We start from the raw sequence: 14,012 nt of genomic DNA, 5'->3' as shown, positions 1-14,012 counted from the left end.
TTCATGCAATCCTGCCTTAGATCCAGGACGGCATCCACATCCGGTAGCGCCATTCCTGGTAGGGGATGGTCTCCGCCGTCCACACCGGGTAGAAAAATGCGGACAACAGGACGGCCCCGGCGACGAACAGTGCCACCAGGTAAACACCGGACCGCCGGCGCCACAGCGGGTCGGTGTCCCGGCCCAGGACGAGGCCCAGGCAATACACCAGCGCGAGCACCAGGAAGGGCTCAAAGGAGACGGCGTAAAAGTAAAACATGGTCCGCTCCGGGTACATGAACCACGGCAGGTAGCCGGCGCCCACGCCTGCAAGGATCGCCCCTGCGCGCCAGTCCCGGCGCCCGGCCCACCAGAACAGCAGGACCACCAGCGAGATGGCCGCTCCCCACCAGATCATCGGGTTCCCCACCGAGAGAATGGCGGAGGCGCAGTTGGGCACGTCGCATCCAGGGACGCCCTGCTCCGGCTTCTGGTAAAAGAACGACGTCGGCCGGCCCATCACCAGCCAGCTCCAGGCGCTTGCCTCGTAGGGGTGTTCGGAGCCCAGTCCCTGGTGGAACTTGTAGGCCTCCAGATGGTAGTGCGCCAGCGAACGCAGGGAGTCCGGCAGCCAGCCCCACTCCGCTGAGGGGTTGCTCTGGGCCCACCGCCGGAAGTAGGCGCCCTCGGAACGGAACCAGCCCGTCCAGGTGGCGGTGTAGACCACCGCCGCAACCGGAACCATGCTGGCAAAGGCAGGCAGTCCATCCTTGATGATTCCGCCGCTGACCCAGCCGCGGATTCCCGCGACGCGCCGTGCATTGAGGTCCCACAGGACCGTCAGCATGCCGAAGCCGGCGAGGAAAAACAGGCCCGACCATTTGGTGCCTATGGCGAGTCCCATGCACACGCCCGCGGCGAGACGCCACCAGCGGATCCCCAGCCACGGTCCCGCCAGCAGCTGGCTGGCTGCGGGCCGAGCGTTCCGGGACGCGGCCGCGAGCCGTCCGAGCCGTGCGGCCAGCCGCCGTCGTCCGTCATCGCGGTCCAGCAGCAAAGCTCCGAAGGCCGCCAGGAGCCAGAACATCAGGAAGATATCCAGGAGTGATGTCCGCGACATCACCAGGTGGTGGCCGTCGACGGCGAGCAGCAGGCCCGCGGCGGCAGCCAGCGGCACTGAGCGGAACAGTTTCAGGGCAATCAGCGTGAGCAGCAGGATGGACAGGGTTCCGGTCAGTGCGGCCGCGAACCGCCAGCCGAACGGATTATCGGACCCGAAGAGCCACATGCCGCCGGCGATCATCCACTTGCCCACGGGCGGATGGACCACGTACTCGGGAGTGTCCAGGAGGATGGCCGGGTTGCCTGCGTTGAAGGAGTCGTTGGCCTTGTCCGGCCAGCCCCGTTCGTAGCCGCTGACCACGTAGGAGTAGGCGTCCTTGACGTAATACGTTTCATCGAAGACCAGGCTGTGCGGCGTGTCCAGCCGGACAAAGCGGAGGACGCCGCCGATCACGGAGGTCAGGGCGGGCACCAACCAGAACCAGAGACGCAGCGACGGCGGGTACTCCCGCCAGCTGCGCGTGCTGCCGATCAGGCGCTCGCGGAGGGCTGTGGCAGAGAAGGCCTCCGCCGGACGGGCGATCCACGGGCCTCGTGCCGGCGGGATGGTCTGGCCGGCCTCGGCAGGCCGCATGGAGGTCTGCGTCACGAGCCCCATGCTACCTTTTGCAGCTTGGGCCGCCGGCCAGCAGTACGCTGGGGGAGTGGACCCTAACCCCAGCACCTTCGCCGATTCCCGCCCCGCAGAACCTTTCGATGCCGCCGGGGAGGAGCCAGAGACAGAGGTTCACGTGGCAGCGGACCCGGCTGCAGCGGCACCGGTCGCCACGGGGCCGGGCCGGATTGTACTGGCGGCAACGCCCATCGGGAATACGGGAGACGCGTCGGCCCGCCTGATCGAGCTCCTGGGGACGGCGGACATCGTGGCCGCCGAAGACACCAGGCGCCTGCACCGCCTTGTCCAGAACCTCGGAGTCACCGTCGCCGGGCGGGTCATCAGCTACCACGAGCACAACGAGGCCACCAAGACCGCGGAACTGCTGGAGCACGTCCGGTCCGGCAAAACCCTGGTCATGGTCACAGACGCCGGCATGCCTTCGGTCTCGGACCCGGGGTTCAGGCTGGTGGAAGGCGCTGTGGCAGCCGGACTCACCGTGACCGCCGTCCCGGGCCCGTCCGCGGTACTGACCGCCCTGGCGCTGTCCGGTCTGCCCACCGACCGCTTCTGTTTTGAGGGATTCCTGCCCCGGAAAGCCGGCGAACGGGCGTCGCGGTTGGCGGACCTTTCGGCCGAACGCCGGACCATGGTGTTTTTTGAGGCCCCGCACCGGCTGGAATCGATGCTGCGGGCCCTGCGCGAGCGTTTCGGTGCCGAGCGGCGGATCGCCGTTTGCCGGGAACTGACCAAGACCTACGAGGAAGTCATCCGCGGGACGGTCGGGGAACTGTTGCTGTGGGCCGAAGGCAACGAGGTGCGCGGCGAGATTGCCGTGGTGCTGGGCGGCGCCCCTGAGCAGGCGCCGGGCACCCCCGAGGACCACGTGGCGGCCGTCAACGAGCTGGTGGCCCAGGGAATCCGGCTCAAGGAAGCCGTGGCCGCCGTAGCCGAGGACGTCCGCGTCAGCAAGCGGGAGCTGTACTCGGCGGTCCTCGCGGCACGCTGAGCATACGAAAGGCCAGCTGTGCAGCTGCACAACGAAATCTCGCTTCAGCAGTGCGTCCAGGCGTAGACCCTCTGGCGGCCGCGGCAGTAGTGTGACAGTAAATCAGCCAATACGGCAGGCCGCCCAGGCCCTGCGTCAAGGCTGAACCAAACCTTTATTGACGAGGGAGTCACCGTGACTGTCACCGCACAGCCAGCTGTTACCGCGGAGCGCGAAATCGCACTGCTGGCCTCTGTTCCCACCGGATTGCTGATCAACGGCGAATGGCGCCCGGCGGCGTCAGGCAAGACGTTCGACGTCGAGGACCCCGCCACGGGCAAGGTGCTCCTCAGCATCGCTGACGCCGGCGCCGAAGACGGCAAAGCTGCTTTGGACGCGGCGGCCGCAGCGCAGGAATCGTGGGCGAAGGTCCCGGCCCGTGAACGTGGCGAAATCCTCCGCCGTGCCTTTGACATGGTCACGGCGCGTGCCGAGGACTTCGCGCTGCTGATGACCATGGAAATGGGCAAACCGCTGGCCGAGGCCCGCGGCGAGGTCACCTACGGCGCCGAGTTCCTGCGCTGGTTCTCCGAGGAAGCCGTCCGCGCGTTCGGCCGCTACTCGGTCTCGCCCGATGGCAAGTCCCGCCTGCTGGTGACCAAGAAGCCGGTGGGCCCGTGCCTGCTGATCACGCCGTGGAACTTCCCGCTGGCCATGGCCACCCGCAAGATCGCCCCCGCTGTCGCGGCCGGCTGCACCATGGTGCTGAAGTCCGCCAACCTCACGCCGCTGACCTCGCAGCTGTTCGCCGCCGTCATGCAGGAGGCGGGCCTGCCGGCCGGAGTCCTGAACGTCATCCCTACGTCCACGGCAGGCGCCACCACCGGACCGCTGATCAAGGACCAGCGCCTGCGCAAACTCTCGTTTACGGGCTCGACGGAGGTGGGCCGGCGCCTGCTCGCCGACGCGTCCGAGACGGTGCTGCGGACCTCCATGGAACTCGGCGGCAACGCCCCGTTCGTGGTGTTCGAGGACGCGGACCTGGACGCCGCCGTCGCCGGTGCCATGCTGGCGAAGCTACGGAACATGGGCGAGGCCTGCACCGCGGCCAACCGGTTCATCGTTCACGAGTCTGTTGCTGACGAGTTCGCGGAAAAGTTCGCGGCGAAGATGGCGGACATGACCACGGCCCGGGGTACGGAACCGGAGTCCAAGGTCGGCCCGCTGATTGATGCCAAGAGCCGGGACAAGGTCCACGAGCTGGTGTCCGACGCCGTGGCCTCCGGCGCCAGGGCAGTCCTGGGCGGCGCCCCGGCCGAAGGCCCGGGCTACTTCTACCCGCCCACCATCCTCACCGGCGTCACCGAAGGCACCCGGATCCTGTCCGAGGAAATCTTCGGCCCCGTTGCGCCGATCATCACCTTCAAAACGGAGGACGAAGCGATCCGCCTGGCCAACAACACCGAGTACGGGCTGGTGGCGTACGTCTTCACCCGCGACCTGAACCGCGGCATCCGGATGGGCGAACGGCTCGAGACCGGCATGCTCGGCCTGAACGCCGGCGTCATCTCCAATGCCGCCGCACCGTTCGGCGGCGTCAAGCAGTCCGGGCTGGGACGTGAAGGCGGCCTCGAAGGCATCGAGGAATACCTTTACACGCAGTACATCGGCATCGCCGACCCCTACGCCGGCTGAACGGATGGTCCTCCGGCTGACAGGATTATCCTCCGGTCAGCCGCTTCCTTCACCGCCAGTAGGTAGCCGCTGCGGCGAGCCGCTATTGGCTACCACGCGGCCGGAACAAGCCGTCGCGCGCCCTCGACCAGGAGCGTGCGGCGGCTTTTGCCGTCCGTCGCGCCAGCCTGCCGAGCCCTCTGAACGGGGCAGCCAGGAGCCAGGCCCACCGGCCCAGAACCGACGGCGGGAGCCAGTCGGCACGGAGGCGTCGAGGGAGAGAGGCGTTGGCACGCAAGGACTGCTGTACCGCCGCGATGCGTGGGGCAATGGCCCCTGTCCTTCCGCGGCCGGCTGTGTCCTGGACAGGCGGGCCGTAGTGCCGGCGTTCGAAGTCGGAGGTGAGGCTGCGGATGGCTTGGTGCGCGGCGTCGTCCATGCCGCCATGTTCGCCGAGCAGCGATGAATGGCGGAGCCGTGCGGAATACGTCCGGGCTGTTTCGCTGGAGTCCGGTGGCAGTCCGTAGTCGGTTCCGAGATCACGGATTTCGGCCCACGCCAGCGGAATCACGTCCTCCCGCGCCCGGCCCTCGGTGCGGAGCCGCCGGGCACGCCGGCCCATCCTCACCAGCCGCGGCGAGGCTGCCAGGAGGACCAGGCCCAGTGCGGCGGCCGTCCCCAGCAGCCATGGCAGGAGCAGCTGCCTGAGGTCCCCCGCGCCGCCACCGGCACCCGGGAGGGGCGCGGCCGTGGCGCTTGGTGTGGGGGTCGGGGCGGTTGCGCCGGGAAGGAGGTCCTCGTTATTACCCAGCGAACCGGGGCTGCCGGGTGTGCTGGTTTCCGTGGCGTACGCGGGTATAACACCACGTGACGGCGTGGGTTCGAAGGGCACCCACCCCAATCCCTGGAAGTAGAGCTCGGGCCAGGCGTGGGCGTCCCGGGCGTCCACCTCATACTCCGGCAGCGCACCTTGCCCGGCCACTGAAACCGTGGAACCAGTGCTTCGGCCCGGCGCGTAACCAACCGCGATCCGGCTCGGGATACCTTCCAGCCGGGCCATCACGGCCATCGCGGACGAGTAGTGGATGCAGTATCCGCTCTTCTGGGTCAGGAAATCGGCCAGCACCGAGAGCCCGTTACCGTCGTAGCCGCCCTGGACAGGTGACTGGAGCGAGTAGGTGAACTCCCCTGAGCGAAGGTATTTCTGGATGGCCATGGCCTTGGCGAAGGGTGTGTCACTCGAAGCTGTCACCGTGTCCGCCGTGCTGCGGACGATGTCCGGGACGTTGCCGGGAACCCTGGTGAAGTCGGCAGGAATTCCCTGCACGGCCTGCGACGACTGTTGAAGGAGGGTGGCCGTGAGCTTAGGCGCCGTGGACACCACAATGTATTCCTGTGTCCGCGTGTTGGTGTTGGAACCCTTGACGGCCAGGGTGGCAGGGTCCCATGTCCAGGCGCCATTGAGCCCGCGGATTGTTTCCGGCGCGTACGGCAACGGCAGGTACGGGCTCGTGAACGTGCCCGTATTCACGATAGTTACCTGGCGGAGCTGCTCCTCGGCGACGATCTCGTGGCCCGTCTCAAGCTGTCCGGCCACGGGGCGGCGCTCCGCGTCGCGGTCATCGGGTCCCCACGACTCGCCGTCGAAATTGTCAACAGTGACGGACCGCAGATACAGCGGCCCGGACGCGTTGGTGGCATAGGTGATCCGCCCGCTTCCGGCCGGTGCCCGCAGGCTGTTTCCCAAGGTAATCATGGGGTTCAAGCCGGTCCCGGCGCCCCACGGGTTCAGCCGGGAGCCCTGCGGAAACGTGCCGTGGTCGAATCCGGGGATGGCCGCCGGCACTGCCAGTGTTGCCACCAGGGCCACGGTCCCGGTCAGCATGGCCTGCCGGAACTGGCCGGGATTCCGGCCGCTGTCGGCCGCAGTGCGGGAATCCGGTGCAAACCACTGGCTGCACGCGAGGATGAGGAGGTACCCGGCCGCCGTGGCTGTGAAGCCCCAAACCCCCACGCTCTGGGGCTTCACGGTGGCGGGGACTACCAGGATGGCCAGCAGGCCCAGGCCGGTTGCTGCCGGCATGCCAAGCGGCACGGCCAGCGCATCGATGAGGATGACTGTCAGGCCCAGGGCTGCGCAGCTGACCATAACGATTCCGGCGTTCGGAGCCACCGGGGCACTTTCCGCAAGGACCGTCTCGCTCGCCCGGCGGACGAACCTGTCCACTTCAGCCATGGTTGCCCCGGACGGGATGAAACCGGCAATGCCCGTGCTTCGGAAAAACGTCAGGGTGAGGATCGCGATCAGGGAGGCAAAGCCGCCGGCAGCCACCATAAGAGGATGGGCCCGCAGCGCGCGGAGCGTGGCGATGGCCAGGCAGACCACCACCACCGTGGTCAGGATGGGCAAGTACCAGGCCCAACCCCGCAGGACACCGTTGAGGGAAATCGCGGCGCCAGCCACGGACAGGGCGACTGCGCCGGCCATGGCCCAGGGGTACGCCCCGACCCGCGTCCGTGCCGGAACCTGGCCCGGGGCATCTGTGGCTGCCCGCCCGCGCGACGCGTTGCGTTCCGGTGCCAGTGTCACCGTCCCACCTCCGCTCCGCGGCGTACGTCTGCCGCTGCCGTGGCCGGCGCAGCGCCACCCTGGTCGAAGTGCGTCCAGGCGTCCGGGACCGGAACCGAGGTTGGCACCGCCACTGCCCGCCAGCCGCCCCGGCGGAGGGCCTCCAAGGAGTCCTCGGAATCGGCGGGCCTCTCGGAAACGATGATGGCGAACGCATTCGCGCCATAACCCGCCGCCGGAGCGAGGGCTCTGGCCTCGCTCGGAGAGATCCTGCCGAGCACGGCAATAAGGGGCCCCCGCATCCGGTGGGCGGAGAGCTTGTCCATCAGGTGATCGTCGAAAACGGCCGGTCCGGCATCCTGGCCACCGTGGTCCCGGGCAGCGTGGTGCGGACCGGACAGCTGGATGGCGGCGAGGCTTTCGGCGATCGACTGGAGCCCGGACACTCCGCTGAACTCTTCCGCTTCCGGTTCCGGTGCGGACGGGGAGCGGAGGAACGCGGGTTCGCCGCGGGGGTCCAGGAGGCGGAGGGCGTAGTTCCGCTCCGACAGGTGCGTGCAGATGGAGATCGCGGCCACCACGGCCCACTCGAAAGTGCCGCTGGTGATCATCTCGTGGCCGTCGACGGCCGCAGTGCCCCCGAAACCGGAGCCGTGCCCGCCGGAAAATGCCGCGAACCGTTGGTCCAGGATGATGGTGGCCTCCGGCGTTGTGACGGACTCCTCCTGGCGCACCATCAGGGCGCCGTGGTGCGCGGTGGCCGCCCAGTGCACCCGGCGCATGGGATCGCCCGGGCGGTATTCGCGGGTCATGACGTCATCGTCGCTGGGGTTGGCGCGGGTACGGGTTGCTGTGATGCCGTCGTTGCCGCGGGCTCCCGCGAGGCCCGTCACGGGAAGCTCGACGGCGGCGGGCGTCACGGTGAGTGTGTCGCCGTCGTCAATTGACCGCCGGTGCAGGGACAACCCGAACGGATCCGTGAACTCGGCTGTTACCGGGCCGATCAGGTACTGTCCGCGTTTGGTGGAGCGCAAGTGGTATTCGTACCTGCTGGTCCCGCCCTTGGCTGAGCGGGCGGGGAAATGGAAGGCCGGGGACTCGCCGAACCGTGGCGGCAGCCGTTCCTCCATGATCGCCCGGCCGCCCGCGTAACCGGTCCGCGCCACGGCGAGCCGCACTGTGGTGGCGGCGGAGGTCTCCACCGGGGACGGGTTGAACTCGCGGTAAACCTGGAACCGGGGCTTGAGGAGCCTGATCCCGGCCAGCGAAACCAGGGGAAGGACGATGAGCAGGACACTCAGGCTCAGCAGATCCCGCCGCCCCATGATCTGCGCAGACAACAGGCAGACGGCGCCGGCGGCCAGGAGCCCCCAGCCACGCTGGCTGAACAGGTGCCGGGGTAGTCGGTCACGCAGCGCCATGTGCCGGCCCTGCCTAGTGGTTCCGGCGTAGTCCGGCCGGCGGGGCCGATGACCGGGCCGGGTTGTTCACCGGGTCCTGGTTCACGGGGAGCCGGGAGAGGATGCCCCGGATGACGCTGTGCGGGGTCTCACCGGCGCCGGCCGCCTTCCGGTCCAGGATGATCCGGTGGGCCAGTACGGATTCCGCAACGCCGACGACGTCGTCTGGCAGCACAAAATCACGGCCGTCCAGCGCCGCCGTGGCCTTCGCGGCCCGGAGCAGCTGGAGCATGGAGCGTGGGCTGGCGCCCAGCCGGAGCAGGGGGCTTTCGCGCGTTGCGCGGCCTACTGAGACGGTGTATTCCTTGACTGCCTGGGAGACGTAAACCTGTTGCACCGTGGCGATCATGGCTGCGACGTCCGCCGCGGTGACCACAGCGGAGACCTTGGCCAACGGGGAGGTTGCCTGATGGGTCTCCAGCATTTCGATTTCGGAGTCCTTGTCCGGATAGCCCATGGAAATCCGCGCCATAAAGCGGTCGCGCTGGGCCTCGGGGAGTGGATAGGTGCCTTCCATCTCGATCGGGTTCTGGGTGGCCACCACCATGAACGGTTCGTCGAGTTTGTACGAGTCCCCGTCCACGGTCACCTGGTGTTCCTCCATACACTCCAGGAGGGCGGATTGGGTCTTGGCGGACGCGCGGTTGATTTCATCGCCAATAACAATGTTGGCGAAGACGGCACCCGGGCGGAACTCGAACAGCCGCGACGCCTGGTTATAGATGGACACGCCGGTCACGTCCGAAGGCAGCAGATCAGGAGTGAACTGAATGCGGCTGACCGTGCAGTCAATGCTCCGGGCGAGGGTCTTGGCCAGGAGGGTCTTGCCCACACCTGGCACGTCTTCCAGGAGCAGATGGCCCTGGGCCAGCAACACCGTCAGGGCGAGCCTGGCCGCATCCGACTTTCCGTCAATGACGGTGTTGATCGAGGCAAGGATCCGCTGGCTGGCCGCGTGGAATGAGTCCGCGTCCATGGCTGCTGTCTTGTAACCGTTGAGATGGCCCACCTGCTCCGTCACGGGGGTGAAGTTCCGGCTGGCAGGGGTTACCTCGTTGACGGCGGTGCGGCGGTGGGAGTCCATCTGCAACCTTTCAGTCCGGGGATCACCCGGAACGGGACAGCAGGCCTGCCTTCGCCCGGCGGTGGGCGTTCGCATCTGTTCGTACCAGCCTACTAACACAACTGCCCTGGCTGACAGAGAGTTTCGGGAATTCTGCCGCGATCCGCCGCCGCTAGGCTTGAGGGATGTGCAATTCGCTGATCCCCGCCGCTTACCGTGCCGCCGGGGCGGACCCTGCAGACGCCGGCCGGAAGGCGCGGCAGGACTATCCGCCGGCGCCGGAGCCGCTGCCGGTCCCCGTGATGGACAACCATACGCACCTGGACTTCCCCGATGGCGAGAGCCCGGTGGGCATCGCCGCGGCGTTGGATGCAGCCCAGGCCGTCGGAGTGCAGGGGGCCGTCCAGGTGGGCTGCGACCTGGAGTCCTCCCGGTTCACGGTCCGCGCCGTTGACCTTGACAGCAGGTTGCTGGGGGCAGTGGCATTGCACCCCAACGACGCCCCGGACTATGCCAGGCGCGGCCAGCTGGAGGATGCGCTGGCGGAGATTGAGCAACTGGCCGCCCACCCCCGGATCCGGGCTATCGGCGAGACCGGCCTTGATTTCTTCCGCACCGAAGGGGAGGGCCTGGCCCACCAGCGCTATTCGTTCCGGCGGCATATCGATATTGCCAAGCGCCTGGACCTGACGCTGCAGATCCATGACCGCGACGCGCACGACGACGTCGTGCAGGTCCTGCGCGAGGAGGGGGCTCCCGAGCGGGTGGTGTTTCATTGCTTCTCGGGTGATGAGGCGCTCGCCAGGATCTGCAATGACGCGGGCTGGAACATGTCCTTTGCCGGCACGCTGACCTTTAAGAATGCGGCTAACCTCCGCGCCGCGCTGGCAGTGGCAGACCCGGACCTGGTGCTGGTGGAAACGGATGCCCCGTTCCTGACTCCGCATCCGCACCGCGGCCGTCCCAACGCCAGTTATGTGGTGCCGTACACCGTCCGCGCCATGGCCGAATTGACAGGAACTGACCTCGCCGAGCTCTGCACCCGGATTAGCGAAAATACCGTGCGGGCGTACGGATCGTGGGACTGATCTGGGCCTCGTCACATTGCTTGGTTCACATACCTCGTATGTAAATTTCTTGGCCGCTTTATAACGCTACGGTTACAGTGGAGAACTATTAGCCGGGGTCGGGGAAGGCCTTCGGATAATTTCACTTCATTCGCAGCAGGATCAGGCTGGGCTTTGATGCCCTCTGCCTGCCGCGCGGAGTGTGGCGGCGCAACGGTGCCCGGAGCTTGTCCCCAGGGTCATGCGCCGGCTATTTCACTGCGTTTTTCCCCGTGCCCGGATGGATCTAAAGTTACGGGCAATCGTGGTCAAGCTCTTCATAACGGACGGCAAGTTCAGTTTTATCAAGGTGGGCACCCAACTGGTGGTGCTGTGTGCGCTGGTGTTGGGCCTCGTGGCCTTCGTCGGAAATAACAAAACCGTTACCCTCAACGTCGACGGAAAAGTGACTTCGGTCCAGTCCTTCGGCGGCACCGTGGGCCAGGTCGTAAAAAGCGCCAACGTAGAACTGAAGCCGGCTGACCGCGTCTCGCCCTCGGCGGACGCCAAAGTGGAGAACGGCACCGTGATCAACGTCAACATGGCCAAGGCCGTGAAGGTCAGCCTGGACGGTTCCGAAAAGACCATCAACACCACGGCGCCGGATGTTGCGGGCCTCGTCACCGAACTGGGAGTGGCCAGCTCCTCCTCCATTTCCGTCCCGAAGGACGCCCAGCTCGCCGTGGCCGGATCGTTTGTCTCCATCTCCACACCCAAGACCGTCAGCATCGTTGCCGACGGCAAGGCCTCCACGGCCACCACCACCGCGGGGACCGTCGCCCAGGTGCTGGAGGACGCCGGCATCACCCTCGGCGTCGACGACCGTACTTCCCAGCCGGGCAACGCGCACGTGGTTAACAACATGGTGGTTAAGGTCTCCCGGGTGGATACCAGCCAGACCGCGGCCACCACTGAAGATGTTGCTTTCGACAGCATGACCACTGAGAGCGCTGAGCTTCTCAAGGGCGAGAAAGAGGTCACCCAGGCCGGCGTGGCCGGCAAAGTGGATAAGAGCTTCAAGCTGGTGATGGTTGACGGCCGTGAAGCCTCGCGGACGCTGGTCTCCGAAACTGTTTCCGTCCAGCCCGTGACGGAAAAAGTCACAGTAGGCACCAAGGCAAAGCCCGCAGCCGCCGGAACGAACACCGGCGCCTCCGCCCCGGCCATGATGAACGAGGCCATGTGGGACAAGATCGCCCAGTGTGAGTCCACCGGAAACTGGTCCATCAACTCGGGCAACGGCTACTACGGCGGCCTCCAGTTCGACATCCAGACCTGGATCGGCTCCGGCGGCGGCGCCTACGCCCCCAACGCCAGCCTCGCCACCAAGGCACAGCAGATCGACATCGCCAACCGCGTGTACGCACAGCGTGGCCTGCAGCCGTGGGGCTGTGGCTGGGCCGCTACAAGCTAGGCACCAATGAGCACCTGCACTGGCGGCAGCTGACCACAGCCACCAACCAAGCAGAAGACAGCGGCCGGCCCCGGATTGTCCCGGGGCCGGCCGCTGCCGTTAAGCGGAAACACGCACCGCGTAACACGCATGATCCGCGCGGAAAGCGGATGGCCCGTCACTGCGGCCGGGATAGGATGCCTAGGTGACTGAACCGACTGCCGCCGCGCCCGCACCCCTCTTCGGTGCTTCCGACATACGCCGGCTGGCGGAAGAAATCGGTATCCGGCCCACCAAGACACTGGGACAGAACTTCGTCATCGATGGCAACACCATCCGCCGGATCGTCTCCGTTGCCAACATTGGGCCAACCGAGACGGTGCTGGAAGTCGGGCCCGGCCTTGGTTCCCTCACGCTGGGCCTGTTGGATGCCGCGCAGACGGTGGTCGCCGTCGAAATTGATCCGGTCCTGGCGGCAAAGCTGCCGGAAACCGTGAAAGCATGGCGGCCGGAGGCGGCGGGCGCTTTCCACCTGGTCCAGGCGGACGCCATGAAGGTCACATCGCTTCCCGTTGAGCCCACCGCCATTGTGGCGAACCTGCCCTACAACGTGGCGGTGCCGGTGGTCCTGCACCTGCTCCAGCATTTCCCCAGCCTGCAGCACGGTCTGGTGATGGTCCAGGACGAGGTGGCTGACCGGCTGGCCGCAGGGCCAGGATCAAAGACCTACGGGGTGCCCTCGGTCAAGGCGGCCTGGTACAGCAGCATGCGCAAGGCCGGGGTGATCGGCATGAACGTCTTCTGGCCTGCGCCGAAGATCCAATCCGGGCTCGTGGCCTTCACCCGGCGGGAACCGCCTGAAACAACCGCCACCCGTGAGCAGGTGTTCGCCGTGATCGACGCTGCCTTCGCCCAGCGCCGGAAGACGCTGAGGGCCGCCCTGGCTGGCTGGGCCGGCGGCGCAGCCGAGGCCGAGCGCTGCCTCATCGCCGCAGGAGTGGCCCCATCGGCCCGGGGCGAAGTCATCGACATCCACGCCTTCGCACGGATTGCCGAAGCCCGCGAGGCCGGGTCGTGAAGGCAGCCGCCGGGAAGTTTCCCGCACGGACGGTCCGTGTGAAGGCGCCCGGCAAGGTTAATGTTTCCCTGGACGTGGGACCCTTGCGCGCTGACGGCTACCATTCAGTTGCCAGCGTGTACCTGGCCGTTTCCCTCTATGAGGAAGTGGCTGCCACCAGCACGGAGACGCCGGGGATCACCGTCAGCATCAGCCCTGACAGCACCCTGGACCTGGACGGCGTGCATATTCCGCTGGACGAGAAGAACCTGGCCTACAAGGCCGCAGCCATCATGGCCGATGTCTCCGAGCATTCCACCGGCGTACACCTTGAAATCACCAAGCGGGTCCCCGTGGCCGGGGGCATGGGCGGCGGCTCGGCCGATGCCGCAGCCACCCTGCTGGCCTGCGACGCGCTCTGGAACAGCGGGCTGTCGCGGGATGAGTTGGCCCATCTGGCCGCCGAATTGGGTGCCGACGTCCCGTTCTCCCTCCTCGGCGGAACCGCCGTCGGGCTTGGCGTTGGCGACGACCTTTCGCCGGCACTGGCCAAAGCCCAAACGGACTGGGTCCTCGTGGCGGCGGACTACGGGCTGCCCACCCCCGAAGTCTTCCGCACCCTGGACCGGCTCCGGGAGGCAGAAGGACTGGACGTTGCCGAGCCCACGGCCGTGGATCCCAAGATCCTGCAGGCGCTGCGGAGCGGGGACGCCGATGCCCTGAGCCGGGTCCTGGTGAACGATCTGCAGCGGGCCTCCATTGAACTTTCCCCCGCGCTCCGCGATACGCTGGGACGAGGTGAAGCGCTCGGCGCCCTGGCCGGAATCGTATCCGGTTCCGGACCCACCGTGGCGCTGTTGACCCACAATCCTGCCGCCGCCGAAAACCTGGCGGAGGACCTGCGGCACTACGGGCTGACGGCATTCCCTGTCCACGGGCCCGTGCATGGCGCGCGCATCATCTCCGATACTCTCCTTTAAGAGCCCCCTTCCGTACTGAGCAGCAG

10 protein-coding genes are annotated in these 14,012 nt (G+C 67.1%); 6 read left to right on the top strand and 4 right to left on the bottom strand.

The genetic code is table 11. From position 1 onward, the window contains the following. Positions 1-16: 16 nt before the first annotated feature. Positions 17-1,699 (bottom strand): dolichyl-phosphate-mannose--protein mannosyltransferase, encoded by a 1,683-nt coding sequence (locus tag V6M49_RS13385; RefSeq protein ID WP_442959730.1) that lies wholly within the window; start codon positions 1,697-1,699, stop codon positions 17-19. 46 nt (positions 1,700-1,745) lie between these two features. On the opposite strand from V6M49_RS13385, the gene rsmI reads away from it, so the two are divergent. Continuing rightward, positions 1,746-2,705 (top strand): 16S rRNA (cytidine(1402)-2'-O)-methyltransferase, encoded by a 960-nt coding sequence (gene rsmI / locus V6M49_RS13380; RefSeq protein ID WP_371706812.1) that lies wholly within the window; start codon positions 1,746-1,748, stop codon positions 2,703-2,705. Between the two features lie 174 nt (positions 2,706-2,879). Continuing rightward, the gene (locus V6M49_RS13375; RefSeq protein WP_332761386.1) at positions 2,880-4,379 is read left to right on the top strand and encodes an NAD-dependent succinate-semialdehyde dehydrogenase; all 1,500 of its coding nucleotides are present in this window, start codon (positions 2,880-2,882) and stop codon (positions 4,377-4,379) included. An 82-nt stretch (positions 4,380-4,461) separates the two neighbouring features. On the opposite strand, the gene V6M49_RS13370 is transcribed toward V6M49_RS13375, so the two are convergent. From V6M49_RS13370 to V6M49_RS13360, 3 genes are read right to left on the bottom strand one after another with little or no spacing between them, the layout of a single operon-like run. Continuing rightward, positions 4,462-6,948: a transglutaminase family protein gene (locus V6M49_RS13370; RefSeq protein WP_332761385.1), complete on the bottom strand. Its 2,487-nt coding sequence runs from the start codon at positions 6,946-6,948 to the stop codon at positions 4,462-4,464. Further along, on the bottom strand, positions 6,945-8,348 hold the full coding sequence (locus tag V6M49_RS13365) for a DUF58 domain-containing protein (protein WP_332761384.1): 1,404 nt from the start codon (positions 8,346-8,348) through the stop codon (positions 6,945-6,947). The genes V6M49_RS13370 and V6M49_RS13365 overlap by 4 nt, the downstream gene beginning before the upstream one ends. A gap of 13 nt (positions 8,349-8,361) precedes the next feature. Further along, the gene (locus tag V6M49_RS13360) at positions 8,362-9,471 is read right to left on the bottom strand and encodes an AAA family ATPase (protein ID WP_332761383.1); all 1,110 of its coding nucleotides are present in this window, start codon (positions 9,469-9,471) and stop codon (positions 8,362-8,364) included. 164 nt (positions 9,472-9,635) lie between these two features. Between V6M49_RS13360 and V6M49_RS13355 the strand changes: the two genes are divergently transcribed. The 4 genes from V6M49_RS13355 (at position 9,636) to V6M49_RS13340 (ending at position 13,986) form a co-directional block, all read left to right on the top strand. Beyond that, the gene (locus tag V6M49_RS13355; RefSeq protein ID WP_332761382.1) at positions 9,636-10,538 is read left to right on the top strand and encodes a TatD family hydrolase; all 903 of its coding nucleotides are present in this window, start codon (positions 9,636-9,638) and stop codon (positions 10,536-10,538) included. A 259-nt stretch (positions 10,539-10,797) separates the two neighbouring features. Continuing rightward, positions 10,798-11,970, top strand: coding sequence for a ubiquitin-like domain-containing protein (locus V6M49_RS13350; RefSeq protein WP_442959729.1), 1,173 nt, complete (start codon positions 10,798-10,800; stop codon positions 11,968-11,970). 184 nt (positions 11,971-12,154) lie between these two features. Beyond that, complete coding sequence (gene rsmA, locus V6M49_RS13345) at positions 12,155-13,027, top strand: 16S rRNA (adenine(1518)-N(6)/adenine(1519)-N(6))-dimethyltransferase RsmA (RefSeq protein ID WP_141139886.1); 873 nt, start codon at positions 12,155-12,157, stop codon at positions 13,025-13,027. After that, entirely contained in the window at positions 13,024-13,986 is a 963-nt protein-coding gene (locus tag V6M49_RS13340) for a 4-(cytidine 5'-diphospho)-2-C-methyl-D-erythritol kinase (RefSeq protein ID WP_141139887.1), read from the top strand. The genes rsmA and V6M49_RS13340 overlap by 4 nt, the downstream gene beginning before the upstream one ends. Positions 13,987-14,012 lie beyond the last annotated feature (26 nt).

Origin of the sequence: Pseudarthrobacter sp. (genome assembly GCF_036675385.1) — a bacterium.
Taxonomy (GTDB): Bacteria; Actinomycetota; Actinomycetes; order Actinomycetales; family Micrococcaceae; genus Arthrobacter.
This window is presented reverse-complemented; position numbering and strand designations above follow the sequence as displayed.

Bases quoted from the DNA above. Each gene is read 5' to 3' on its own strand.
- V6M49_RS13385 (WP_442959730.1), bottom strand. From the start codon at position 1,699: ATGGGGCTCGTGACGCAGACCTCCATGCGGCCTGCCGAGGCCGGCCAG.
- V6M49_RS13355 (WP_332761382.1), top strand. From the start codon at position 9,636: ATGTGCAATTCGCTGATCCCCGCCGCTTACCGTGCCGCCGGGGCGGAC.
- V6M49_RS13350 (WP_442959729.1), top strand. From the start codon at position 10,798: ATGGATCTAAAGTTACGGGCAATCGTGGTCAAGCTCTTCATAACGGAC.
- V6M49_RS13365 (WP_332761384.1), bottom strand. From the start codon at position 8,348: ATGGCGCTGCGTGACCGACTACCCCGGCACCTGTTCAGCCAGCGTGGC.
- V6M49_RS13360 (WP_332761383.1), bottom strand. From the start codon at position 9,471: ATGGACTCCCACCGCCGCACCGCCGTCAACGAGGTAACCCCTGCCAGC.